The organism is Stenotrophomonas sp. STEN035, from assembly GCF_056759935.1.
This window is the reverse complement of record NZ_JBRRDY010000004.1, coordinates 41,210-64,781: the sequence shown is the minus strand read 5'-3', so window position 1 is coordinate 64,781 and position 23,572 is coordinate 41,210. Positions and strand designations below refer to the sequence as shown.

The window sequence follows — 23,572 nt, the reverse complement described above, 5'->3', positions numbered from 1 at the left end:
TACGACACGTCCGCGCACCGCCCAACGGCAGCGCACGGCAAACAGGAAAGGTGGCGTTATCTGGAGAGCATCGGTGGCCCACGCGGCGGGTGCGCAGGCCAGCGCAGGCTGGCGCGAACAAGGGTCTTGCGGGGGGATTCAGGCGCAAGCCGATACAGCAACGGCGCCAGTATCAGGATGACCGCCAGCCATGGCAGCAGGCGCGAGGCCATGGTGCAGTAGTCGCAGGCTTCGCCATGGGCTGCGTGCGGATCCGTCGGCGGCGTTGGCTTCAGGTCGTTCGCCGCCAGCGCAGGGGCCGCATGCGACATGTGCTGCATGTCGTGATGCCCGGCGTGGGCATCGGCAGGCATCGGCATCGCGACTTCATGCGCGGCATGTCCCATTGCGCTCATCGGCAGCTGCTGGGACTGCAGCCAACGACTGACCACCGGCGCCACTGCCATCAACAAGGCGGCAGCAAAGGCCAACACAAGCACAAAGGATTGGAAGCGAAGCGAACGCATGACCCGCGCATTTTATCGGCATGGCAGCAATGGGGTCGCCACGCAGGGTGCGACCGTTTGCCGCATGACCGCCGCGCTGTAGTGCCGAGCCATGCTCGGCAGAGGCCTTCCAAGCAATGGCTCAGCACAACAGATGTTGTAGGAGCGGCGTGAGCCGCGAAGCTGGCATTAATGGAATCGCGGGCATTGCTGCGTTCGGATGCGTCGTCAGCTCCGCGGCTCACGCCGCTCCCACAAACCCAACCATGATCTGTCGGCAGCGCCCCAGCGAAGCATGGCTCCGCTCTACCAATGCTGCTGCACGGTGCCACATCAACATCCCGAATTTTTTGGGAGCGGCGTAAGCCGCGAAGCTGGCGGCTATGAGATCACGGCTATGGCTGCAAGCCGATGCAATACCAGCTTCGCGGCTTGCGCCGCCCCTACAAGATCCTGTGCGGTCTACGAAGAAGGCCACTGCCGAGCATGGCTCGGCACTACGTGTGACATGCTTCGTTTAAACCGTAATCGTCTGCGTCAACGATTCCCAGGTCGGCGGTACCGGCCAATCGGCCTGCTGGTTGCCGTCCAACACGCGGCGCAGATCACGCTTGTCGATCTGCGGTGCAAGCACGTGTACCAGTTCCAAGGCGTAATCACGCAGCACGCGATCACGCGGCAACACCGCCCAGGCGATGCACTCGGGAATCGATGCCGGTGCCGGCCAGGCGCGCAGGTCGGTGTCGTTGGCGCTTACCGCCATTTCCGCGAGCAGGCCAACGCCCAGTCCGGTGCGCACATAGGTCTTGATCAGGTCCGCGTCCAGCGCGGTCAAGGTCAGGTCCGGTTCCAGATCCAGCGCAGCGAACGCGCGACGCAGTGATGAACTGGTGCGGGTGGAAGACTCGTAGCTGATCAAGGGATGGCTGGCCAATGCGGCCATGTCCGGCGTTACCCCGGCGCGATCCAGCGGATGGCCCTTGGGCACCAGCACCAATCTGCGCCAGCGATACAGCGGCACGGCAATACCGGTGCTCGGTTCGCCACCTGCAGTACTGATGATGGCGATATCGGCATCGCCCTGGCTCAGCAGATCCAGCGCATCACTTTCAGCAGCCTGCTGCAGATGCACGCTGACCTGCGGATACGCCAACTTGATACGTGCAACCGCTGGTGGCAGCACGAAGCGCGCCTGCGTGTGGGTCGTGGTCAGGATCAGCTGGCCGTGGCTCTCACGACGTTGGTTGGCAGCGTAGGTACGAATGTTGTTGGCTTCGGCCAACACACTGCGCGCACGGTTGATGACTTCTTCGCCTGCAGGCGTCACCGATTCAAGGCTTCTTCCTTTTCTCACGAACAACAGAAAACCCAACTCGTCTTCAAGCTGTTTGAGCTGTTTCGACAACCCCGGCTGGGTGGCATGCACCCGTGTCGCGGCGAGCGTGATGTTCAGCTCGGCATCGGCAATAGCAACGAGGTAACGCAGTTGGGTAAGTGTCATCGCAGTGTTGGAGAGAGATTTTCAGTAAGGAACTGTGAAGAATGTAGGCCAAAACGGTCTCGATACTTATAACCTAAAGTTATCTGACCCGGGACGGTTTTCATTTCCGGCGCTGTGGGGCCGGCGCTACGGTCACGGTCCTTACTCCGACTACCTCCGCCATCGCCTTGGACAGCCCCTTGTTCCCCCTGTTTGCCGACCTCAAAGGTCGGGCCGTGCTGGTCGTTGGCGGGGGCGCGGTGGCCGAGCGTAAAACCGAGGCGTTGCTGCGTGCTGGGGCCCTGCCCCGGGTCGGCGCACCGGCCTTGAGCCCAACGCTGCAGCAATTGGCCGATGCCAGCCGCGTCCAATGGCTGAATGGTCAGTTTGATCCGGCCTGGCTGGACCATGCGATCTGGCTGGTGATCGCCGCCACCGACGACATCATCATCAACCGCGCGGTAGCCGAGGCCGCCGAAGCACGCCGATTGTTCGTCAACGTGGTCGACGACGCGGCGCTGTCCGGCTTCCACGTGCCGGCGGTGGTCGAACGCGGGCCGCTTCAGATCGCCATTTCCAGCGGCGGCGGTGCGCCAATGGTGGCGCGGCATGTGCGCCGCCAGATCGAAGAACTGTTTGACCAGGCCTGGGGCCAACTGGCGCAATTGGTGAGCCGCAAGCGCGGGCTGATACGCGAGCGCTTCCCCGAGCTGGCTTCGCGCCGCCGCTTCTTCGACCGGCTGATCGACGGTCCATTGCTTGGCCTGCTGCGCGCACGCCAATCGATCGCTGCCGAAACCCAGCTGCTGCTGGACATGGGTGCCGAGGCCCCGGCCCATACCGGCTCGGTGGTGCTGGTGGGTGCCGGCTCCGGTGACCCCGGCCTGCTCACCCTCAACGCCCTGCGCGCACTCAACCAGGCCGATGTGATCCTGCATGATCGCCTGGTCAGTGCTGAGGTGCTGCAGCTCGCCCGTCGTGATGCCGATTTCATCGAAGTCGGCAAATCCGCACAGGGCCGCAGCACCGCGCAGGAGCACATCCATGCCTTGATGCTGGAACATGCCCGCGCCGGCAAGCGCGTGGTTCGGCTCAAGGGCGGCGATGCATTCGTGTTCGGCCGTGGCGGCGAGGAGCTGCAGTTCCTGCGTGCCCACGGCATCGCGTTCGAAGTGGTGCCCGGCATCACCGCCGCGCTGGCCTGCGCCGCTTACGCCGGTATTCCGCTGACCCACCGGGATCACGCCCAGCAGCTGCGGCTGGTCACCGCGCACTGCAAGGACTCGCTGGACACGCTGGACTGGAAAGCACTGGCAGAACCGCGACAGACCCTGGTGTTCTACATGGGCGTTGCCGCGCTGGCGCAGATCCGCAGCCACCTGCTAGCTGCCGGAATGCCGCTCAGTACCCCCTTCGCCCTGATCGAAAACGGCTCGCGCGCCGACCAACGGGTGGTCAGCGGGCAGCTGCGCCAGCTACCCGAGGCCGCTGCCCAGCACCTGGTGAAGTCACCGGCGCTGTTGATCCTCGGCGACGTGGCGGCGCTGGCCGATGAACTGCATTGGTTCGGCGATGCCCCGCTGCACGCAACGCCCACTGTTTCCTCACTTTCCGCAAAGACAGCACCGCCCACACTGGCCGACGCCGCCTGACCACCTCCCCGGAGATTTCAATGGCCCTGTACAACAGCATCCTGGACACCATCGGCAATACCCCGGTGGTCAAGCTCAACCGCCTGGCCCCGGCTGGCGTCGATATCTACGTCAAAGTCGAGTCGTTCAACCCGGCCGGTTCGGTCAAGGACCGCCTGGCCCTGGCAATCATCCTCGACGCCGAGAAGAAGGGCCTGCTCAAGCCCGGCGACACCATCGTCGAAGCCACCTCCGGCAACACCGGCGTCGCCTTGGCGATGGTGGCTGCCGCACGTGGCTACAAATTCGTGGCGACCATGGTGGAAACCTTCTCCATCGAGCGCCGCAAGCTGATGCGCGCCTATGGCGCCAAGGTCATCCTGACCCCGGCCGCCGAGCGTGGCAGCGGCATGGTGCGCAAGGCCAAGGAGCTGGCCCAGCAGCACGGCTGGTTCTTGGCCAGTCAGTTCGCCAACCCGGCCAATCCGGCCTATCACCGCCAGACCACCGCCGCCGAGATCCTTCGCGACTTCGCCGGCAAGCGCCTGGACTACTTCGTCAGCGGCTGGGGCACCGGCGGCACCCTGACCGGCGTCGGCGAAGTGCTTAAGTTGGCCCGCCCGGAAACCCGCATCATCGCCACCGAGCCCGCCGGCGCCGCGCTATTGGCCGGCAAGGATTTCGCCCCGCACAAGATCCAAGGCTGGACCCCGGACTTCGTCCCGGAGGTGCTCAACCGCAACGTCTACGACCAGTTGCTGTCGGTCCAGGACGAGCGCGCGATTGAGACCTCGCGCCGTCTGGCTGCCGAGGAAGGCATCTTCGTCGGCATCTCCTCCGGCGCCACGGTTGCCAGCGCCCTGGATGTGGCCGCCACTGCCGAGGCCGGCTCGGTGATCCTGGCGATGCTGCCCGACACCGGCGAGCGCTACTTCTCCACGCCGCTGTTCGCCGACATCAACGACGGCTCCGACGACGACTGGCTGGCCGGCCTTCCGTAATAGTCGTTACTTAACCCGTCAGCAACGCGAAGGCCGCCTATGCGGCCTTCGTGCTTTTCTGTGCCCGTGAATCGCGCCAGATGAGACGCCATGGGCGCAGACTGCAGTTGTGTCCGGCTAGGCGGTAGCCGTCACATCTTTCTCATACATCGCAATGGAAGATCACGGCCATGAACATTGAAGTTTGGCAGGGCGACATCACCGAACTGGCTGTTGACGTCATCGTCAACGCGGCCAATGAAACCCTGCTTGGCGGCGGCGGCGTGGACGGTGCAATCCATCAGGCCGCAGGCCCCGGCCTGCTGCGCGAATGCGAGCTACTACCCGAACTGCGTGCTGGCGTGCGCTGCCCTACCGGCGAAGTGCGCGCCACCGGCGGCCACAATTTGCCGGCCAAGCATGTGTTCCATACCGTTGGCCCGGTGTGGCGCGACGGTCGCCATGATGAAGCTGCGCTATTGGCCAATTGCTACTGGCAGTCGTTGCGGCTGGCCGAGCAGATGGGCCTGGAGTCGATCGCGTTCCCGGCGATCAGCTGCGGGGTTTATGGCTACCCGCTGCACCAGGCGGCGGTCATTGCCGCCACCGAGACCATGACCTGGCAGAAGAGCCATGCGCGGCCTTCGCGGATCGTGCTGGTGGCTTACAACGCTGCGGCGTTCAAGATCTATCAGCAGGCCTTGGCCAGCGCTGGGCCGGCGCAGGAGCAGGCGGGGCCGGTGCTGGCGTCGTTTGCTGGTGGGTTCGCGCCTGCGCATTGAGGCTTTTGCTGTTCAACTGCCAAGCAAAAGCAAAAACTACCCCTCCCCAGCCCTCCCCTTGCCTGCGGCAAAGGGAGGGAGCTGTTTGTGCAGGTCGGGCAGATCGCAGGTAGGCGCTTTTGCCCTCTCCCTTTCGCGCAGCGAAGGGGAGGGTTGGGGAGGGGTAGCTCTTTGCGCCAAACCAATCACCCGACTTCACCACTCACCCCATAAACCCAAGCATCAAAAAACCCCTGCAGTGAGCGCCCGGCCGCACGCTCCATCGCCTGCTGGAAATCCGTAGTCACCACCGAGCGCCCATCATTGGCCTGCGTGTACTCGCGCAGTCCGCGCCAGAACAGCTCCTCGCCCAATTCCATGCGCAAGCGGTGCAGCACATACGCGCCCTTCTTGTAGACCACCGCACGATCATCAGCGCTGGGTTTGTTCCAATCCGGATACACCAACGGCCGATCAGCCCCTTTCTCGCGCAGCGCCAACACCCGCTGCTCCCAGCCCTGCACCATCGCCTGGTAGGCGGCTTCGCCCTGCGCCTGCTGCAACCACGCCGCCGTCATGAAGTTGGCGAAGCCTTCGTTGAGCCAGAAGTGCTCCCAGCTGGCACAGGTCACGCGTACACCCCACCATTGATGCGCAGCTTCGTGGGCGATCAAGCCGGTCTGGGTGGGATCATCCAGCACGCCTTTGCCATAGGCCTCCGACATCACCGACAGACCGGCCATTTCCTGGCCGATGGTGTTGGCGACCAGCGCCTGCCGATAGTCGCCTTCATAGGCCAGGCCTGCGCGTGCGGCGAAGAAGTCGAGCATGTCGTCGGTGGCGGCGAACACCTGCCGCAGTTCCGCCTCGGAGCGGTCCTTCGAGTAGAACTGCAAGTGCCCCTGCCGTGCGTGCTGATAAGGGCCGGCAGCAAAGCCATAGACAAACGCGGGCGTTGGTTTGCGCAGCTGCCAACGGTGTTCGATGCGACCATCACCGAGCAGGCGCGATGGCATTTCATCGCCAACCGCCGTCGCATGCAGGTCGCGAGGAAGGCGCAGCGCCAACTGCAGCGTAGCGCGCTCGTCCGGCGCATCCACCGACGGCATCCATTGGCTGGTGGAAAATATCGTGTAGACCTCGTTGCGTTCGGCGGCGAACTCCAGGCCAAAGCGCGGCTTGCCGCGGTAGTGCAGACGCACGCTGCTTTGCTGGCCCGCCATCAACGTTGTTGCAAGGCTGATGGCCAGCTTTCCATCGGCCTGCTGGAAGCTGAGCGGCTTGTCATTCTGCGTAACCGAATCGACGACCAGCTCACCACTGTCCAGGACCAGCTGATGCAGTGGGGCCGTGGCGTCGAAGCGCACCAGGGTCTCACCCTTCAGCTGACCGGCGGCGATATCCAGATCCAAACTGGTTGCGTAGTGCAGGATATCGAAATCGCGTGGCTCCGCAGCGAAGGCGGATACGGTCATGGTCGATGCCAACAGTCCCAGTGCGATTCTGCGTTGCATCGGATCATCCCTGAGGAAAAAACCGATTGTAGGCCGCCGAGCTTGTAGGAGCGGCGTAAGCCGCGAAGCTGGAAATGCCCAGGCTGCCTGGAATGAATGCAATTGCAGCCACCCTGGCGGCTTTGTTTGCAGTGGCTTCGCGGCTAACGCCGCTCCTACAAAAACACTGCAAAACAAAACGCCGGCTTCTGGCCGGCGTTTTGTTCAACTCACGCAGGTTGGCGTATCAGCCTTCCCACTTGCCCTGTGCAGCCAGGCCGTTTTCCTTGGCGCGCTCGTACACGGTCTTCTGTGCGGCGGCGTAGTTGCCCTTCATGTCCTTGGCCCACAGCTTCAATGCAGCCTGCTGCATGGCGCGGCCGTAGGAGAAGCTCAGCGGCCACGGCAGGGTGCCCACTTCGTTCATGGCGTTGAGGTGCGCGGTGGACTGCTCATCGCTCTGGCCGCCAGACAGGAACACGATGCCCGGCATGATCGCCGGCACGGTCGACTTCAGGCACATCACGGTGGACTCGGCCACTTCCTCGACATCAACCTGCTCGTCGCAGGTCTTGCCCGGGATGACCATCGAAGCCTTCAGGATGGTGCCTTCCAGCACAACGTTCTGCTGGTACAGGGCGTCGAACAGCGAACGCAGGGTGGCTTCGGTGACTTCGTAGCAGGTCTCGATGTCGTGGTCGCCGTCCATGATCACTTCCGGCTCAACCATCGGCACCAGGCCGCATTCCTGGCACAGCGCGGCATAACGGGCCAGCGCATGCGCGTTGGACTCGATGCAGGTGCCCGACGGCATGTTTTCACCGATATTGATCACCGCACGCCACTTGGCGAAACGCGCGCCCAGCTTGTAGTACTCCTGCAGGCGCTCGCGCAGGCCGTCCAGGCCTTCGGTCACCAGCTCACCGGGGCAGCCGGCCAGCGGGTGCGCACCCTTGTCAACCTTGATGCCCGGGATCATGCCGTGGTCGGCCATGTACTTGGCGAACGGCACGCCGTCCTTGGTCGACTGGCGGATGGTTTCGTCGTACAGGATCGCGCCGGAGATATGCTCGTTGAGCTTCGGCGTGGTCAGCAGCAGTTCGCGGTAGGCACGACGGTTTTCTTCCGTGTTCTCGATGCCGACGCTTGCGAAGCGCTTGGCAATCGTACCGGTGGATTCGTCAATGGCGATGATGCCCTTGCCCGGGGCGACCATGGCCTGGGCGGTTTCAGCCAGCAGTTCGATGCTCATGAGGTTCCTGTGACAGCGTGCGGGAAAACCCGGATTATAGCCCGGCACGCTCACCGGCTGGCTGCCCGCAAGGTCTGGAATCGGTTTCAGGCTGTCAGGTCAGGACAAAACCTGTCCGCTCCGATCAACTTCTGACCGGAGCGGTGGCTTGTTGCTGGCGTCGCTTACAGGTCGCCCAGACCGCTGGCGCGGCCGTCGTTACCCACTTCCAGCAGGCGCAAGGTGTTGGTGGCGCCATGGGTTTCCATGTGCTCGCCACTGGTGAACACCACGCGATCACCCGCCTGCAGCAGGTTGGATTCGACCAGCAGGCGGATACTGCCGCGCGCGGCTTCACGCGGGGTGAAGCCACGGCTGTCGAAGTTGATCGGGAACACATCGCGCATCAGCGCCATCTGCCGGCGCGCACCGTCGTGGCGGGTGACCGCGTAGATCGGCGATTTGGCGCGGAAGCGCGATAGATAACGGGCGGTACCACCGGATTCGGTCATTGCCACGATCGCGCGCACGCCCACGTGCTGGGCCAGGAACATGGTGCCCATGGCGATGGCCTGGTCGGCACGCTCCAGGTTGCGCGGCGAGGCATTGAAGTCGGTCTCGGTCTGAAACTGGCGCTCGGCGCCCAGGCAGATGCGAGCCATCGCCTCGACCGCCTTGACCGGATAGGCACCGGCCGCGGTTTCGGCCGACAGCATCACCGCATCGGTACCGTCGATGACCGAGTTGGCCACGTCCAGCACTTCGGCGCGGGTCGGGATCGGGCTTTCGACCATCGACTGCAGCATCTGGGTGGCGGTGATCACCACCTTGTTCTGCGCCAGCGAGGCCTTGATGATCTTCTTCTGCAGGCCCGGCAGTTCGGCGTCGCCGATTTCCACGCCCAGGTCGCCACGCGCCACCATCACCACATCGCTGGCGTCGACGATCTCTTCCAGGTTCTCGATGGCTTCGGTGCGCTCGATCTTGGACACCAGCGCGGCGTAGCAGCCGTGCGACTCGGCGATTGCGCGCGCGTCATTCATATCCTGCGCATTGCGGCAGAACGAGACGGCGATGAAGTCAACGCCGATCTTGGCGACGATGCCGATCAGCTCCTTGTCGCGCTCGGTCAGCGCACCCAGCGACAGGCCACCGCCCTGCTTGTTCAAACCCTTTCGGTCGGACAGCACGCCGTCGTTGAGCACGGTATTGATGATGCGCTCGCCCTGCACTTCCACGACCTGCAGCTGCATCAGGCCATCGTCGAGCAGCAGGACGTCGCCCGGCGCCACGTCCTGCGGCAGACCGAGGTAGCTCACGCCCACCTGGCTGGTATCACCGGCCGGTGCCGAGGTGCTGGCGATCAGGTCGAAACGGTCGCCGGCCTTCAACGAAATCTTGCCTTCGGCAAAACGCTCGATGCGGATCTTCGGGCCCGGCAGGTCAGCCAGGATGCCGACTTCCACACCAACGCGCTGGGCGGCGGCACGCACGTCAGCGGCACGCTTGGCCTGGCCGGACGGATCACCGTGGGAGAAGTTCAGACGCACAACATTGACACCGGCGCGGAACAGATCGTCCAGCACGCCCGGCGCGTCAGTTGCCGGCCCGAGGGTGGCGAGGATCTTGGTGCGGCGCTGACGTTCAATCATTGTGCGTGGTCTCCCTAATAGACCGCCGAAAGTAGCACATCCATTGCATGACAACGATGTCGCATACGATTTCATACGACACTTTCTGCTGTGTCCCAAAGACAGGCCAGACAGCGGATCTGGACATACCGTACGGTATGACAACGCGGGACCTATAGCTGACCTGCATAGGTCGATAAGCCTGGGTGATAGCTCAGCACGCGGATGTTGCTGTTGCGTGTTGGCTGGAGGGGAAGTTGTGCTGCTTTGCAGCAAGGAAAGTTGGCAGTGGAGACATGCCGGGGACATCGGGTGACAAGTGAAGCGGGTGGGCAGCGAAGGCCAGGAGGCTTTCCCAGAGACCCTTCAGATCGTCATTCCCGCGCAGGCGGGAATCGCTCCCCGCTCTTCACCTTGAACTACGCCGCTCGTACCCAATCAACATCAAAGCCAAAAAGCCAAGAGCGATTCCCGCCTGCGCGGGAATGACGAATCAGCTTTTTATGTGTACTGGAACCATCGCGGCTCCGGCTGCAGGAGCCGCGAAAACCAAAGCGTTTCAATCAACCGCGCAACACCGCCGCCAACTCATCCGGCGTAGCCGCCAACGCGCCAGCCCCGGCAGCAACCAGCTCCTCACGACCACCAAAGCCCCACAACACACCGACATTGCGCATGCCGTGGTGACGCGCGCCTTCGATGTCCATGCGGCGGTCGCCGATCATCCAGCACTGCGGCGCCTGCAATTGCAGACGCTGCAAGGCCTCGGCGATCAACTCCGGCTTATGGCTGCGCGAACCATCTTCGGTCGCACCGATGATGTCCTCGAAGCAGCCACCAAATGGCAGATGCTCGACGATGCGCCGCGCATGCGGCTCGTTCTTGGCGGTGACCACGGCCAGCCGATGGCCGGCCGCGTGCAGGCCCTGCACGACATCACCGATACCGGCGTAGATGTCGTGCTCCTTCCAACCGTGCTCATCGAAACGCTCGCGGTACAACTCCACCGCCCGCTCCACGCGCAGGGCGTCGCCAAACAAGGGCTTGAAGCTGGTACGCAGCGCCGGGCCGATCCACTTGCGCAGCTCGGCGTCGCCCGGCACCGGATGCTCCATCTGCTCCAGTGCAAAAGCCACGCAGCGAGTGATGCCGACGGCCGAATCAATCAGCGTGCCGTCGAGATCGAAAAAGAAGACGTCGCGGCTCACTGGCCGCGAGCCTCCAGCGCCGCCACCGCCGGCAAGGTCTTGCCTTCCAGGAACTCCAGGAACGCGCCGCCGCCGGTGGAGATGTAGCTGACCTGCTTGGCGATGCCGTACTTGTCGACCGCGGCCAGGGTGTCACCACCGCCGGCAATGGAGAATGCATTGGAGCTGGCGATGGCCTTGGCCAGTGCTTCGGTACCCTTGCCGAAGGCATCGAACTCGAACACGCCGACCGGGCCGTTCCAGACCACGGTGCCGGCCTTGGCAATCAGCTCGGCGTACTGCGCGGCAGTCTGCGGGCCGATATCCAGAATCATGTCATCGGCGCCGACCGCATCGACCGCCTTGACCGTGGCCGGGGCATCGGCGGCGAAGGCCGGTGCCACCACCACGTCGGTCGGCAGCGGGATCTCGGCACCGCGTGCCTTGGCGTCGGCATCGATCTTGCGCGCGGTGTCGAGCAGGTCGTTCTCGACCAGCGACTTGCCCACGCCATGGCCTTCGGCCGCGATGAAGGTGTTGGCGATGCCGCCACCAACGATCAATTGATCGACCTTGCTGACCAGGCTGGACAGCAGTTCCAGCTTGGTCGAGACCTTGGAGCCGGCCACAATCGCCAGCAGCGGGCGCGCCGGGTTGGCCAGCGCCTTGTCCAGCGCGTCGAGCTCGGCCATCAGCAGCGGACCGCCGGCAGCGATCGGAGCGAAGCGGATCACGCCATGGGTCGAGGCCTGAGCGCGGTGTGCGGTACCGAAGGCGTCCATCACGAACACGTCGCACAGCGCCGCGTACTTCTGCGACAGGGCCTCATCGTCCTTGCCCTCACCCACGTTCATGCGGCAGTTCTCCAGCAGCACGATCTGGCCCGGGGCCACATCGACGCCGTCCACCCAGTCCTTGACCAGCGGCACGTCCACGCCCAACAGCTCGGACAGACGCTTGGCCACCGGCGCCAGTGAATCGGCTTCGCTCCACACGCCTTCCTTGGGACGGCCCAGGTGCGAGGTCACCAGTACAGCGGCGCCCTTCTCCAGTGCCAGCTTCAGGGTCGGCAGCGACGCGGTGATGCGCTGCTCGGAGGTGATCTTGCCGCTCTCGTCGATCGGCACGTTCAGATCCTGGCGGATCAGTACGCGCTTGCCGGAAAGGTCGAGGTCGGTCATGCGAACGATGGACATGGCAGGATCAGCTCCGCAAAGTAGGGGAAACCGCAATTCTCGCCCGCCCCGCCGACCGGGGCAAACCTTGAGTGAAATGGATGTCACCACGTCTGCCGCAACCCGAACTGTCCAGCCCCCGCCTGCGCCTGCGCGAAGTCCGTGATGACGACGCTGCGGCGCTGTTCGCCATCCACAGCGATGCGCGGGTGATGCGCTACTGGAGCTACCCGGCCTGGACCGAACTGGCACAGGCGGAACAGAAGATTGCCGACATCCAGCGCCAGCGCCGCGAACTGGACATGCTGGTCTGGGCAATTGCCGACGCGGACACCGACCTGTTGATAGGCAGCAGTGCCATTTTCTACATGGACCTGGCACAGGCCCGTGCCGAGATCGGTTACAGCCTGCATCCCGACTGGCAGGGCCGCGGCCTGGCCAGCGAAGCCCTGCAACTGGTACTGGGCTACGTGTTCAACGAATTGGGGCTGCGCCGCATCGAGGCCGACATCGATCCACGCAACCTGCCCTCCTGCCGCCTGGTGGAAAGATTCGGCTTCGTCCGCGAAGGCCTGCTCCGTGAGCGCTGGCAGGTAAACGGCGAGATCTGCGACAGCGCCATCTACGGCCTGCTGCGCCAGGATTTCAAACTGTAGCGCCGAGCCATGCTCGACTGCAGGCCTCACCAGCAACCCACACTACCTGTGGGACCGGCGTAAGCCGCGAAGCTACCACTCCAACAGCTGCCCGAGCCGATCGCAGTTACAGCTATCTTGGCGGTTTGCATTGCACCAGCTTCGCGGCTTACGCCGCTCTCACAAATGCGTCGGGGAAGCCGCTACCGAGCATGGCTCGACATTACCGGTCACAACGGCAGGCGATGCACGATGAAGTTCACCACGTTCTCCATCGCTCCCGGATCAACATTGCTCAAACCGATCACCACGTAGCCCTGCTCAGGCAGCACCACCAGCGATGTATTCGCGCCTGGCGCGCCGCCTTCGTGCCCGTACTGGCGCTCCGCGCCCTTCCCGCTGACCATGAAGCCATAGCCATACCACGCCTTGTTGTTCTGCGGTGATGTAGCCAGCGCCAACGATTCGGGCGATATCAGCCGACCGGCGCGCAGTGCTTCGGCAAACTTCAGCATGTCGCCAAGCGTGCTGTAGCCACCGCCAGCCGACGTGCCACGCCACGGCAGGGTCTTGGTTTCCTGCACCCACTTTCCGTCAAGCTTGGCATAGGCGACTGCACGCCCGGGAACAGCAGTCGACTCGGGCTCCGAACCGGTCGCAGCCATACCAGCGGGCCGATGGATATGTTGCTCCACGTAGTCGTAGTACGACTGCCCGCTCACCGCCTCGATGATCGAGCCAAGCAGGATATAGCCGTAGTTTGAATAACCATCCTCACTGCCCGGGGTCGAGCTCGGCGGCGCGGCACTGGCCAGGCTCCAGTAATCATTCAAGGTGCGCAAGGATTGCGAGCGCTTCTCGAATTCCTCGCCGAACACGTCACCAAGGCCGCTGGTGTGATTGAGCAGCTGGCGGATGCTGATTGCCCTGGCCACTTCCTGGTTCGGATAGTTCTCCAGGCGCGTGGCAATCGTGTCATCCAGCGACAGCTTGCCCGCCTGCTGCAACTGCAGGATGGCCACGGCAGTGAACATCTTGTTCAAAGAGGCCAGACGGAACCGGGTTGTTTCATCGACTCCAACCGCGCGCTCACGATCCGCGGCACCGCCATGCCAGGCCAACAAAACCTTGCCGTTCTTCGCCACCAGCAGTGCACCAGACAAGCTGTCAGCTGCACGCCCGGCATCCAGCCTTGCCTTGCCTGCGGCCAGCACCTGATTCAGGGACATCCGCTGCGGCTTGAACTCATCCGGCAGGTCCGTCCCTTCCAGCTGCAACTTGGTGACATCAAACCCATCCGCAGGATCCAGATCCAGCGTCGCCAGCACGCCACGATCGGTCATCTCCGACAGCAAGATCAGCTGCGCGCTTTCCGCCGAGCTGGATTTGACGCCCAACAGCTTGAACGTTCCCAGTGATTGGCGGATATCCAGAAAGCGTTGCGCCTCCTGCCCAACTTTGTAGTCGGCCAGGAATGTCTGCAGCGCATCGCGCTCACCGCTGTTGTACGCCGCAAGCCATAGGCCGAAGATCTGCTCGGCGTAGGCATCGGGCAAAGGCTGCTTGGCAGCGGCAACGGTCGAGGAACCAAGCAGAACTGCAACCGCAAATGACTTCAAACGCATAAGCCAACCGATCCCTTCCATTGCCGGCGACACCTGTAGTGCCGAGCCATGCTCGGCAGGGGCATTACCGACACATCCGGATTGTAGGAGCGGCGTCAGCCGCGAAGCAGATAGACCAATAGAGCAAAAAACCACCCCCTCCCCGGCCCTCCCCTTCGCTGTGCGAAAGGGAGGGAGGTACGTCGGCCAGGCGTAATGGGAAAGCCCCTGCCGAGCATGGCTCGGCACTACCTCAGGTCTCTCTTTTTATCGGCGCGGCTGCTGCGAATCAGGCTGAACGCAAAACCCGCAACTGCTGCCGCACCAAGTACCAGCACCGACCACAACACGATGTTCTTCCAATCGCGCGGTGCTTCGGCCTGCTGATAAGCAGCATCACCGGCGCGCTGCGCACCCGCACCCAGCGTCGCCGCGACCGGCTGCCATTGCGCGCCGTTATGAGCACGCAAGGCCGCCAACATCGGATCCAACGCTGCCTGCGCCTTGCCCTCATCCGCGCTGCCTGCAACCAGCAGGTAGGGCGCGCGGCCCTGCGCGAGAAACACCACACTGCCGGGGCGATAACCCAGACGCAAGGTCGGCGCAGCAGCAGGCACCGCGCCGGGCTCTGCCTGCAGGCGCCACTGCCTGTCATCCACGATGCCGGACGTTTCCAACGGCGGCGAACGCTGCTGCTTTCCTGCCTGGCTGAGGTTCCACGCATTCCAGCCCGTGGTCAGTGTCTGCCACACCGGCTCACCATTGGCAGCGCGCGCGCGATCTTCGTCGCGACTGGAGACAGTCCAGCTCACCGCGCTGTTCGGCGGCATCACCACATCCAAGCGCTGAACCGGAAATCGGCCCTGCAAGCGGTACAGATAACCATCTTTACCGTTGCCACCGGCAGCCGCCTGCAGTTCCTGCCATTGCCAATCACCAACCTCGACCGCATCAGCGAACTCACCGCGCAGGCCCTGCAGTTGCGGCGCGCCGCTACGCTGTAGCGGTACCAGACGCAGATAGCGCAGGCCTGATTCGACCTTGATACTGTTGCTGCGCAGCTCGTTGCCCTGGTTGCGCAGCTGCACCAGCCGCACCTGCGGATCCAGCACCTGCCAGCCACGCAGGTCATCGCTGCCTTCGAGGCGATAACCGAGATCCAGCGTCGCTGCGGTGTCACTCCAATCCACCAGCAGCTTGTGCAGCTTGCCAGCCTCGTCACCAAGATCGATCAGCCATACCGGGTCAGCGCTACCAACGGCAGTTGTCGCACCCACCGAATTGCGGATCGACACCACTTTGCCAGCGGTATCGCGCTCCACCACGATGCTCAGGTCCTCATCGCCGCCCGCGCTTGCCGCAGGCAATGCAAACCATTGCAACGGCGCGATACGCACCGCACCGCCCAGCGGGGTTGCGGCGGCATACACCGCACTGGCCACCGGCTTGCCGTCAGCATCGATCACCCGCACATCGCGCAGGTCGCGCCAATGCACGGCGGCATACACCGATGCATCCAGCGGCACCCGGTAGGCGCCAGCATCAGGCTGGGACAGCTGCAGCGGCCATTGGCGGGCGAAATCGTCGGCGGCGAGTGCACTGAAAGGCAGCAAGGCCAATACCAGCAGGCGCTTGATCATGCGGTTGTTTCCTCGTTGTTTGTTCCAGCACCCTGCCTTCGTGGCGGTGCAGGCGCCAGCCAGCCCACCAGGGTGCACAGCAGTCCGTAAGCGATGAAGGCGCCGATACCGAGCAGGTCACCCAGGTTGCCGCGATCGATCAACAGCAGCTTGGCCAACACCACGCTCATCAGGATGGCGCCGGCCAACCACAGCCCCCACTGGCCGCGACGCGAGCCGGAAATCCAGCCGATCACGCCCAGCAGGCTCCAGACCACGGTCAGGCTGGTCTGCGCCAATTTGGTGCCGAGCAGGCTGTCGCTCCACGGCACATCACCCCAGTGATGCACCGCACGCAGCGTCATTATCGTGACCAGTACCAGTGCAGCCACTGCCGTACCCACCAACTGCATTGGCAGCACTGCTGCGCTGCCGTTCTGACGCAGACGCATCGCCAGCAAGGCAAGCACGGCGATCTCAGCAAGCTCCAATGGGTTCAACACAACAATCCACGGCAACGGCGCAGCCGAGCCGGAGCTGGTCAGCGACGTCAGCCACCACAAGCCCAACGCTGCGAACACAGCGATCTGCAAGGCCTTGCGATAGCGATCAAACGCCTCACCCAGCGGCTGCGACAACCACGCCCAGCGATACATCGACAACACCGCCAGCAACAGCCACGGCAGCGCCAACAACATGCCCACCCAGCCTTCGGCCAGCGTGAAGCGATCGCCGATATGCCAGGCCAACAGCGACAACACGGTCGGCCACAGCAACCACCAGGCCAGCTGCGCCAAACCAGCAACCTTGCCGCTGCCAGCGCGCAGGCACATCAGGCTGCGCACACCCAAGGCAGCAAAGATCGCCCAGGCAATCGCTCCGTAGCCCGCGAACGGCTGCCCGTACTCGGACACCTGCAGGAAGGCGATCGGGAAGGCCATCACCAGACCGCCCAGCGTGGTCAGGGACAGCGCCAACGCAGGTGCACGTCGCTGCACTTCCGCCGCCAGCCAACCGGTTACACCTAGCAGCAGCAACACTGCATGCAGGCGACTGTCGACTTCGACGAAATCGCCGATCTCCAGGATCACATTGCCCAGCCACCAGGCCAGCGCCCACAGGTAGGCCACAGTCGCTACCTGCGAATTGCCCGCGCTTCGGTACCACCACGCGGTGGCGAAGCCGGCCACGGCGATCAGCAAGGCGCCCATGAAGGCGGCGTTGGCAATGGCAGTCGTCGCGCTGAGATGGCTGCCGGACACACCAATCGCCAAGGCCCCGGCAGCGGCCAGTTGCAGGCCAAGACCTGTCCAACGGGCCAGACGACGGTCCTGGGTCAGGCCCAGCCAGACCAGACCCGCACCTTCCAGCGCGAACACCGATGCGGTTGCCTTGGCCGACAAGGCCAGCGGAACCGCCAAGGTGGCAAAGCCCACGGCGAGAATGGCGTAGCCGCGTGCCAGCACATTCAAGCGTGCGTTATTGATCAGCGCGCGCGCCAACACTGCATACAGTGCAGCCACACCCAATGCGCAGAATGCCAAGGGCATGCGATCGCCCTGCAACAACGCGGCCTGCAACGAGAATGCGATCAGCGGCGTGCCAAACAACAGGCAGCCATCAATGCGCGCATTGCCTGCGCTGCTGGCCTTGCGCGCATACAGCAAGGGCAACAGCAGATAGAACACGAAGAACAACACCAGGAATGGCTCGGTGCTGTTGAAATTGGCCGGGGTGTACTTCAATACGCCCCAGGCCGTGCCAATGCCCCAGGTGAAGATAAATCCCAGCAGGTTGAGGATGCGCCACGGCCGCACCCACGCGATGGCGAAGATGCCGGCATTGAGCAATGCGTAGTACGAGAACAGGGCCACATGATTGCCGCTGCCATCGGACAACCAGATCGGCGCCATGAAGCCAGCCAGTACACCAAGAATCGCCAGGGTTCTGCTTTCCTGCAGAACCGCCATCACCGACAGGCCGGCAATCAACACCACACTCAATGCAAATGCGGCGCCAGTGCCGATCATTCCGTAGTTCTTGCAGGCGGAAAACACCACCAGCAACAGGATGCCGATCATGCCGCCCTGCATCGCCAGGGCGAAGGTGCGGTGGCTCTCGCGCTTGCTCCAAGCGAATACCAGACCTGCCAAGGCTGCGGCACTGATGCCGGCCAAACGCAGGCTCGGCGGCACCACGAACCAGCCCTGGTCGCTCGCGTACTTCAGCAAGGCTGCGACGCCAGCCAGCAGCACCAGCATGCCGACCTTGACCGGCACATTGCCGCTGGTCAGCCATTGCCTGGCGTAAGCCAGTGCGCGCTCGATGAAATTGGGTTCGGCCGGCTCCGCGGGCTCGGTCCGAGTCCAATCCTGCTCCGGAGGCGGCTGGCGGCGCGCAGGAATGGGGCGGCGCGGCTCGCTTGCCAGTGGATCGAGCGGGTCTGGCCTGGGCGGCAGAGGCGGTGGCGCTGGCGAGGCTGCGACGGGCTCAGCCGCAGGCTGCGGCGATACAGCCGCCGACGGCTCGACAAGGGATTGATCTGAATCGAGCTCTGGTTCGGGCTCGGGCTCGGGCTCGGGCTCGGGCTCCGCCCAAGCGTAGGGCCGTATCGCCTCGGCGCGCTGCCGGCGTGGTGCGGCTTCCGTCTCGCCAGCATCCAGTCGCGCTTCCAGCAGGGCCACGCGGCGCTTGAGCGAGGACACCGATACCACGGCAGCCACCAGCAACACTGGCATCGCCAAGGCGGCCAGTACCAGCAACACTATCAACAACACCCAACCCTCGTCCATTGATCATCCTTGTGCACCTGAACGTGCTGCATCACCTTATCGGGGCCACCTGAAAACGCAAGGTGCCCCCAGTCAGCTTCAGCCCGTCCCTATGACGCAATGCTGTTCGCAGAAGCATTTGAGCCACGTTGAGACCAGACAGGCCGTGCTTTTGTAGGAGCGGCGTGAGCCGCGAAGCCGGCGCATCATCAGATGGCATGGATACCAAAGGCTTCAGAAACATCAGCTTCGCGGCTCACGCCGCTCCTACAGAACGGTGCCAGCGCAGCACTGACACCGGCTTCGTAAACCGGGTGGTGGGCTAACAGCATCAGCCTTATAAAGAACCTTCTTCAGCATCGCGCTGGCGATCATCGAATTCAGAGCGGGCCTGGTCCATCTGCGGCTGGTGTGCCCAGGCCCATTGCAGCAAGGCATCCACCGGCTGCAGCAGGGATTTCCCCAGTTCGGTCAAGGCGTAGTCCACCTGCGGCGGTACGGTCGGGTAGACGCTGCGACTGACCAGACCATCCCGCTCAAGCCCACGCAAGGTACGCGCCAGCATGCGTGGCGACACACCGCTCAGCTCGCGCCGCAGCTGATTGAAACGGCGGGGTTGTTCACGCAATGCGATTACCGCCAACAGACTCCATTTCTCGCCGACGCGGTCCAGCAGCAGTCGCATCTGTTGGCAATACGCGGCGTCTTCACCTGTCGCTGGGCCAGTATCACCGGTGTGAGTTGCTGTCATCGGCGTGCCTCCTTGTGGCCTAGAACCGCGCACCCATCAATAGAGCATGTAGCCGCAGGCGGGCGCCAGCCCACCAACGCGGCCCCAACAAACTAGGAGTCACCGATGTCCAACCTGATCCTCCGCAATGAGCCGCTGGGCCGTCCGTGGCCGGGCACCGATCCCTTCCTGTTCTGCGCCCATCATCTGGACCAGTACCCGCAGGCGACCGCCGAGCAGGGTGTGGACATGCGCCAGCTGGGCGGCCGTGAACTCGGCCATGACTTCAGCGGCAAGGACGGCTTCAGCATGTACCACGGGGTCAACGTGCCAGGCTTCCCCGCCCACCCGCACCGTGGCTTCGAGACCATCACCATCGTGCCGCAGGGGCTGGTGGACCACGCCGATTCGCTGGGTGCGACCGCGCGCTACGGCGATGGCGACGTGCAATGGCTCACCGCCGGTGCTGGCACCCAGCATTCGGAGATGTTTCCGCTGCGTTCGCGCGAGCATGACAATCCGCTGGATCTGTACCAGATCTGGTTGAACCTGCCGCCGCAAAGCAAGATGGCCGATCCTGAGTTCGTGATGCTGTGGGGCGAGAACATTCCCAACTACCGCATCGACGGCGTCGATGTGAAGGTGATTGCCGGCCGTTATGTCCCGCAGGAAGCCGGCCATGCCGAGCTGCTGCCGCTGGCAACTGGACGCAGCTCCTGGGCGGCCAATCCGCAAGCCGATGTCGCTGTCTGGTTGATCAGCCTGCAACCGGGAGCCTCGGTGAGCCTGCCGCCTGCCAACCTGCAAGGCAGCAGGCGCACGCTGTACTTCCACGCAGGCAAGCAGCTGCAGTTGGCTGGTGAGGCGATCAGCGGGCCGCGCTTGCTGGAAGTAGTTGCCGGCAATGCCTTGCCGCTGCACAACAATGGCGATGACGTGGTGCAGATTCTGCTGTTGCAGGGCCTGCCAATCGGCGCGCCGGTGGTGGCCTATGGCCCGTTCGTGATGAATACCGCCGAGGAAATCGAACAGGCACGGCGGGATTTTGGCCGCACCCAGTTTGGTGGCTGGCCGTGGTCGAGCCACGGGCCGGTGCATGCTGCTGGGCAGGGACGGTTTGCCAGGCATCCGGGCAGTGATGAGATTGAGTTGCCGCCTGGACAATGAGTAGGTTTTGGCAATTACTGAAAGCCCCTCTCCTCCACCTTTGGCGACTTGAGCTTTAGCCAGAGCCAGAGCAACTGCCAGAGCAACAGCACCCCTCCTAACCCTCCCCTTCGCCGCTGGCAAAAGGGAGGGCTTTAAACGCAGAACGGGCGCCTTTCGGCGCCCGTTCTGTTTACAGCTATTGCGTGGATCAGGCGGCGACGACGCGCACCATTTCCAGGCACTTGTTGGAGTAGCCCCACTCGTTGTCGTACCAGCTGACCAGCTTGACGAAGGTGCTGTCCAGGGCGATGCCGGCTTCGGCGTCGAAAACGGAGGTGTGGGTCTCGCCACGGAAGTCGGTGGCAACCACCTTGTCTTCGGTGTAACCGAGGATGCCCTTCAGCGCGCCTTCGCTCTGTGCCTTCACTTCGGCGCAGATTTCAGCGTAGGTGGCTTCCTTCTCCAGCTCGACGGTCAGGTCGACCACCGACACGTCCGAGGTCGGCACGCGGAAGCTCATGCCGGTCAGCTTCTTGTTCAATTCCGGGATCACCACGCCCACGGCCTTGGCAGCACCGGTGGAGGACGGAATGATGTTCTCCAGGATGCCACGGCCGCCGCGCCAATCCTTGTTGGACGGGCCGTCAACGGTCTTCTGGGTAGCGGTGGCGGCGTGCACGGTGGTCATCAGGCCACGCTTGATGCCCCACTTGTCGTTGATGACCTTGGCCAGCGGGGCCAGGCAGTTGGTGGTGCACGAGGCGTTGGAGACGATGCTCTGGCCAGCGTAGGTCTTGTGGTTCACGCCGAACACGAACATCGGCGTGTCGTCCTTGGACGGGGCCGACAGGATCACCTTCTTGGCGCCCGCGTCGAGGTGCTTCTGCGCGGTTTCCTTGGTCAGGAACAGGCCGGTGGACTCAATCACCACGTCGACGCCCACTTCGTCCCACTTCAGGTTGGCCGGGTCGCGTTCCTGGGTCAGGCGGATCTTCTTGCCGTTGACCAGCAGGTCGCTGCCCGACACTTCCACGTCGGCCTTGAAGCGGCCATGCACGGAGTCGTACTTGAGCATGTAGGCCAGGTAATCCGGCTCCAGCAGATCATTGATGGCCACGATCTCGATGTCGTTGCCGAAGTTCAACACTGCCGAACGCAGCACATTGCGCCCGATGCGACCGAAACCGTTGATGCCGACCTTGATTGCCATGTTCACAAGCTCCTGCAGCCGCAAAACCGTTGCGGCGGGGTGGAAAGGGGAGGCCATTCTAGCAGGACAGCTGCCGACCCCGTGGGCGGCCGCAGCTGAGCGCCAGCTGAGCGCAAACCCCTGTTTGATCAGGATCAAAGCGGTACCCGGGCGCTGACCGGACACTGGTGCCACCTCCACCAAGTAACGGAATTACACATGCGCAAGACCTCCGCCCTGCTGCTCTCCGCCATGGCCGCCGCCGTGTCCCTGGCTGCCGCCGCCCCCGCCATGGCCCAGTCCAAGGGCGATTGGACCCTGGGCGTCGGCGTCCACGCGGTTGACCCGAAGTCCGATGCCGGCGATCTGAATGGCACTGCGCTGGGCCTGGGCAAGCTGTCCACCAAGGTCGACAGCGACGTCAAGCCGACCGTCACCTTTGAATACTTCGTCGCCGACAACATCGGTATCGAAGTGTTGGCAGCACTGCCGTTCAAGCACGACGTCAGTATCGACGGCGTCGGCAAGGTCGGTGAAACCAAGCAGCTGCCGCCGGTGGTCTCGCTGCAGTACCACTTCACCAACAGCAGCAAGGTCACCCCGTTCGTCGGCCTGGGCGTGAACTACACCAAGTTCTTCAGCACCGACAGCAAGGGCGCACTGGCTGGTACCAAGCTGAAGCTGGAAGACTCGTGGGGCCTGGCCGCCCATGCCGGCCTGGACTTCGCCGTCAGCGACAAGGGCGCACTGCGCGTTGACATGCGTTGGGCTGACATCGACACCAAGGTGAAGGTCAACGGCAACAAGCTGGGCACCGCCAAGATCGATCCGTTGGTGTACGGCGTGGCTTACGTCTTCAAGTTCTGAGCCTCACCGCAGTTGTTGGGTAGCGAAGCACTATCCTCCCCAAGCGAGCACGCCTCCGGTCACAACCGGTGGCGTGTTTCGCCATCTGGCGCACGCAGCTGAGACCAGCACAGCCGTTACAATGACGGCATGAACAAGCTCCACCGCCTCCTGATGCCAGCATTCGGCATCGCAATCGCTGTCTCCGCAACCCTCCCCGGCCAGGCACTGGCCTGGGGCGCGCAAGGCCACCGTTTGGTCGCACGCATTGCCGAAACCCGCCTGGACCCTGCCGCCAAGGCTGAAGTCGAACGCCTGCTGGCAAGCGAGCCCGGCACCACCCTCAGCAGCATCGCCCCTTGGGCCGACCAGCTACGCGCCAACGACCCCGATCTGGGCAAGAAGTCGGCTGGCTGGCACTACGTCAACATGGCCGAGGATGGCTGCATCTTCTCCCCGCCCAAGCACTGCCCTGACGGCAACTGCGTGGTAGGTGCTCTGCAGCAGCAAAGTGAGATTCTGACCAACCGCCAGCTCAGCGACGCCGAACGCCTGCAGGCGCTCAAGTTCGTCGTGCATCTGATCGGTGACCTGCATCAACCGCTGCACGCCGGCTACGGCCACGATCGCGGCGGCAACACCTACCAGCTGCAGTTCAACGGCCGCGGTACCAACCTGCATTCGGTCTGGGACAGCGGCATGTTCTACGCGCTGCAGTTGAACGACGATCAGTTCCTGCAACGTCTGCAGGCGCTGCCAGCACCGGCACGAACACGCGCACCAGACCTGCAGCGCGATCCCGCCTTGTGGGCTGAGCAAACCTGCCACATCGCCACCCGCAAAGGCCTGTACCCGGACGGTCACAAGATCGACGAGCGCTACACCGCTGTGTGGGAACCGGTTGCCGAAGCTCAGCTTCGCCTGGGTGGTGAGCAACTGGCGGCACTGCTGAACCAGTTGCTCGATACTCCCTGA

19 protein-coding genes are annotated in these 23,572 nt (G+C 63.6%); 7 read left to right on the top strand and 12 right to left on the bottom strand.

Features of this window, described 5'->3' with window-relative positions:
* Positions 1-56: 56 nt before the first annotated feature.
* Both ACVOLL_RS03295 and ACVOLL_RS03290 read right to left on the bottom strand, forming a co-directional pair.
* Positions 57-506, bottom strand: coding sequence for a DUF2946 family protein (locus ACVOLL_RS03295; protein WP_481511572.1), 450 nt, complete (start codon positions 504-506; stop codon positions 57-59).
* Positions 507-1,002: 496 nt separating this feature from the next.
* The gene (locus tag ACVOLL_RS03290) at positions 1,003-1,986 is read right to left on the bottom strand and encodes a LysR family transcriptional regulator (protein ID WP_481509618.1); all 984 of its coding nucleotides are present in this window, start codon (positions 1,984-1,986) and stop codon (positions 1,003-1,005) included.
* 179 nt (positions 1,987-2,165) lie between these two features.
* Here ACVOLL_RS03290 and cysG point away from each other — a divergent pair, with 179 nt between their 5' ends.
* The 3 genes from cysG (at position 2,166) to ACVOLL_RS03275 (ending at position 5,358) form a co-directional block, all read left to right on the top strand.
* On the top strand, positions 2,166-3,617 hold the full coding sequence (gene cysG, locus ACVOLL_RS03285) for a siroheme synthase CysG (RefSeq protein ID WP_481511571.1): 1,452 nt from the start codon (positions 2,166-2,168) through the stop codon (positions 3,615-3,617).
* Between the two features lie 20 nt (positions 3,618-3,637).
* Positions 3,638-4,597 (top strand): cysteine synthase A, encoded by a 960-nt coding sequence (gene cysK / locus ACVOLL_RS03280; protein WP_481511570.1) that lies wholly within the window; start codon positions 3,638-3,640, stop codon positions 4,595-4,597.
* 170 nt (positions 4,598-4,767) lie between these two features.
* Positions 4,768-5,358 (top strand): O-acetyl-ADP-ribose deacetylase, encoded by a 591-nt coding sequence (locus ACVOLL_RS03275; RefSeq protein WP_481511569.1) that lies wholly within the window; start codon positions 4,768-4,770, stop codon positions 5,356-5,358.
* Positions 5,359-5,543: 185 nt separating this feature from the next.
* On the opposite strand, the gene ACVOLL_RS03270 is transcribed toward ACVOLL_RS03275, so the two are convergent.
* The 5 genes from ACVOLL_RS03270 to ACVOLL_RS03250 all read right to left on the bottom strand — a co-directional run bounded on the left by ACVOLL_RS03270 (position 5,544) and on the right by ACVOLL_RS03250 (position 12,075).
* On the bottom strand, positions 5,544-6,812 hold the full coding sequence (locus ACVOLL_RS03270; protein WP_481511568.1) for a M1 family metallopeptidase: 1,269 nt from the start codon (positions 6,810-6,812) through the stop codon (positions 5,544-5,546).
* Between the two features lie 265 nt (positions 6,813-7,077).
* The gene (locus ACVOLL_RS03265; RefSeq protein WP_481511567.1) at positions 7,078-8,082 is read right to left on the bottom strand and encodes a class I fructose-bisphosphate aldolase; all 1,005 of its coding nucleotides are present in this window, start codon (positions 8,080-8,082) and stop codon (positions 7,078-7,080) included.
* A 164-nt stretch (positions 8,083-8,246) separates the two neighbouring features.
* Positions 8,247-9,713 carry a pyruvate kinase gene (gene pyk, locus ACVOLL_RS03260; protein ID WP_481511566.1) on the bottom strand — a complete coding sequence of 489 codons (1,467 nt, stop codon included), beginning with the start codon at positions 9,711-9,713 and terminating at the stop codon, positions 8,247-8,249.
* A 542-nt stretch (positions 9,714-10,255) separates the two neighbouring features.
* Positions 10,256-10,900, bottom strand: a complete 645-nt coding sequence (locus ACVOLL_RS03255; protein WP_481511565.1) for an HAD-IA family hydrolase — start codon at positions 10,898-10,900, stop codon at positions 10,256-10,258.
* The gene (locus ACVOLL_RS03250; protein ID WP_481511564.1) at positions 10,897-12,075 is read right to left on the bottom strand and encodes a phosphoglycerate kinase; all 1,179 of its coding nucleotides are present in this window, start codon (positions 12,073-12,075) and stop codon (positions 10,897-10,899) included. The genes ACVOLL_RS03255 and ACVOLL_RS03250 overlap by 4 nt, the downstream gene beginning before the upstream one ends.
* 80 nt (positions 12,076-12,155) lie before the next feature.
* Here ACVOLL_RS03250 and ACVOLL_RS03245 point away from each other — a divergent pair, with 80 nt between their 5' ends.
* Positions 12,156-12,710, top strand: coding sequence for a GNAT family N-acetyltransferase (locus ACVOLL_RS03245; RefSeq protein ID WP_481511563.1), 555 nt, complete (start codon positions 12,156-12,158; stop codon positions 12,708-12,710).
* A gap of 209 nt (positions 12,711-12,919) precedes the next feature.
* Here the strand turns inward: ACVOLL_RS03245 and ACVOLL_RS03240 are convergent, their stop codons facing one another.
* The 4 genes from ACVOLL_RS03240 to ACVOLL_RS03225 form a co-directional block, all read right to left on the bottom strand.
* Positions 12,920-14,335, bottom strand: a complete 1,416-nt coding sequence (locus ACVOLL_RS03240) for a serine hydrolase domain-containing protein (protein ID WP_481511562.1) — start codon at positions 14,333-14,335, stop codon at positions 12,920-12,922.
* A 206-nt stretch (positions 14,336-14,541) separates the two neighbouring features.
* Positions 14,542-15,933, bottom strand: coding sequence for a DUF3999 domain-containing protein (locus tag ACVOLL_RS03235; protein WP_481511561.1), 1,392 nt, complete (start codon positions 15,931-15,933; stop codon positions 14,542-14,544).
* Positions 15,930-18,704 (bottom strand): DUF2339 domain-containing protein, encoded by a 2,775-nt coding sequence (locus ACVOLL_RS03230; RefSeq protein ID WP_481511560.1) that lies wholly within the window; start codon positions 18,702-18,704, stop codon positions 15,930-15,932. Before ACVOLL_RS03230 ends, ACVOLL_RS03235 begins: the two co-directional genes overlap by 4 nt.
* A gap of 316 nt (positions 18,705-19,020) precedes the next feature.
* Entirely contained in the window at positions 19,021-19,434 is a 414-nt protein-coding gene (locus ACVOLL_RS03225; RefSeq protein ID WP_481511559.1) for a winged helix-turn-helix transcriptional regulator, read from the bottom strand.
* A 105-nt stretch (positions 19,435-19,539) separates the two neighbouring features.
* Between ACVOLL_RS03225 and ACVOLL_RS03220 the strand changes: the two genes are divergently transcribed.
* Complete coding sequence (locus ACVOLL_RS03220; RefSeq protein WP_481511558.1) at positions 19,540-20,580, top strand: pirin family protein; 1,041 nt, start codon at positions 19,540-19,542, stop codon at positions 20,578-20,580.
* Positions 20,581-20,770: 190 nt separating this feature from the next.
* Here ACVOLL_RS03220 and gap read toward each other — a convergent pair whose 3' ends face one another.
* Positions 20,771-21,772, bottom strand: coding sequence for a type I glyceraldehyde-3-phosphate dehydrogenase (gap, locus tag ACVOLL_RS03215; RefSeq protein ID WP_057629111.1), 1,002 nt, complete (start codon positions 21,770-21,772; stop codon positions 20,771-20,773).
* Positions 21,773-21,970: 198 nt separating this feature from the next.
* Between gap and ACVOLL_RS03210 the strand changes: the two genes are divergently transcribed.
* Both ACVOLL_RS03210 and ACVOLL_RS03205 read left to right on the top strand, forming a co-directional pair.
* Positions 21,971-22,618: an OmpW/AlkL family protein gene (locus ACVOLL_RS03210; protein WP_481511557.1), complete on the top strand. Its 648-nt coding sequence runs from the start codon at positions 21,971-21,973 to the stop codon at positions 22,616-22,618.
* Positions 22,619-22,747: 129 nt separating this feature from the next.
* Positions 22,748-23,572, top strand: a complete 825-nt coding sequence (locus ACVOLL_RS03205) for a S1/P1 nuclease (protein WP_481511556.1) — start codon at positions 22,748-22,750, stop codon at positions 23,570-23,572.

Excerpts from the sequence above, each read along its gene's own strand:
- ACVOLL_RS03295 (WP_481511572.1), bottom strand. The coding sequence starts at position 506 with ATGCGTTCGCTTCGCTTCCAATCCTTTGTGCTTGTGTTGGCCTTTGCT.
- ACVOLL_RS03290 (WP_481509618.1), bottom strand. The coding sequence starts at position 1,986 with ATGACACTTACCCAACTGCGTTACCTCGTTGCTATTGCCGATGCCGAG.
- cysK (WP_481511570.1), top strand. The coding sequence starts at position 3,638 with ATGGCCCTGTACAACAGCATCCTGGACACCATCGGCAATACCCCGGTG.
- ACVOLL_RS03275 (WP_481511569.1), top strand. The coding sequence starts at position 4,768 with ATGAACATTGAAGTTTGGCAGGGCGACATCACCGAACTGGCTGTTGAC.
- ACVOLL_RS03270 (WP_481511568.1), bottom strand. The coding sequence starts at position 6,812 with ATGACCGTATCCGCCTTCGCTGCGGAGCCACGCGATTTCGATATCCTG.
- ACVOLL_RS03265 (WP_481511567.1), bottom strand. The coding sequence starts at position 8,082 with ATGAGCATCGAACTGCTGGCTGAAACCGCCCAGGCCATGGTCGCCCCG.
- pyk (WP_481511566.1), bottom strand. The coding sequence starts at position 9,713 with ATGATTGAACGTCAGCGCCGCACCAAGATCCTCGCCACCCTCGGGCCG.
- ACVOLL_RS03250 (WP_481511564.1), bottom strand. The coding sequence starts at position 12,075 with ATGTCCATCGTTCGCATGACCGACCTCGACCTTTCCGGCAAGCGCGTA.
- ACVOLL_RS03245 (WP_481511563.1), top strand. The coding sequence starts at position 12,156 with ATGTCACCACGTCTGCCGCAACCCGAACTGTCCAGCCCCCGCCTGCGC.
- ACVOLL_RS03240 (WP_481511562.1), bottom strand. The coding sequence starts at position 14,335 with ATGGAAGGGATCGGTTGGCTTATGCGTTTGAAGTCATTTGCGGTTGCA.
- ACVOLL_RS03235 (WP_481511561.1), bottom strand. The coding sequence starts at position 15,933 with ATGATCAAGCGCCTGCTGGTATTGGCCTTGCTGCCTTTCAGTGCACTC.
- ACVOLL_RS03230 (WP_481511560.1), bottom strand. The coding sequence starts at position 18,704 with ATGGACGAGGGTTGGGTGTTGTTGATAGTGTTGCTGGTACTGGCCGCC.
- ACVOLL_RS03225 (WP_481511559.1), bottom strand. The coding sequence starts at position 19,434 with ATGACAGCAACTCACACCGGTGATACTGGCCCAGCGACAGGTGAAGAC.
- ACVOLL_RS03220 (WP_481511558.1), top strand. The coding sequence starts at position 19,540 with ATGTCCAACCTGATCCTCCGCAATGAGCCGCTGGGCCGTCCGTGGCCG.
- gap (WP_057629111.1), bottom strand. The coding sequence starts at position 21,772 with ATGGCAATCAAGGTCGGCATCAACGGTTTCGGTCGCATCGGGCGCAAT.
- ACVOLL_RS03210 (WP_481511557.1), top strand. The coding sequence starts at position 21,971 with ATGCGCAAGACCTCCGCCCTGCTGCTCTCCGCCATGGCCGCCGCCGTG.
- ACVOLL_RS03205 (WP_481511556.1), top strand. The coding sequence starts at position 22,748 with ATGAACAAGCTCCACCGCCTCCTGATGCCAGCATTCGGCATCGCAATC.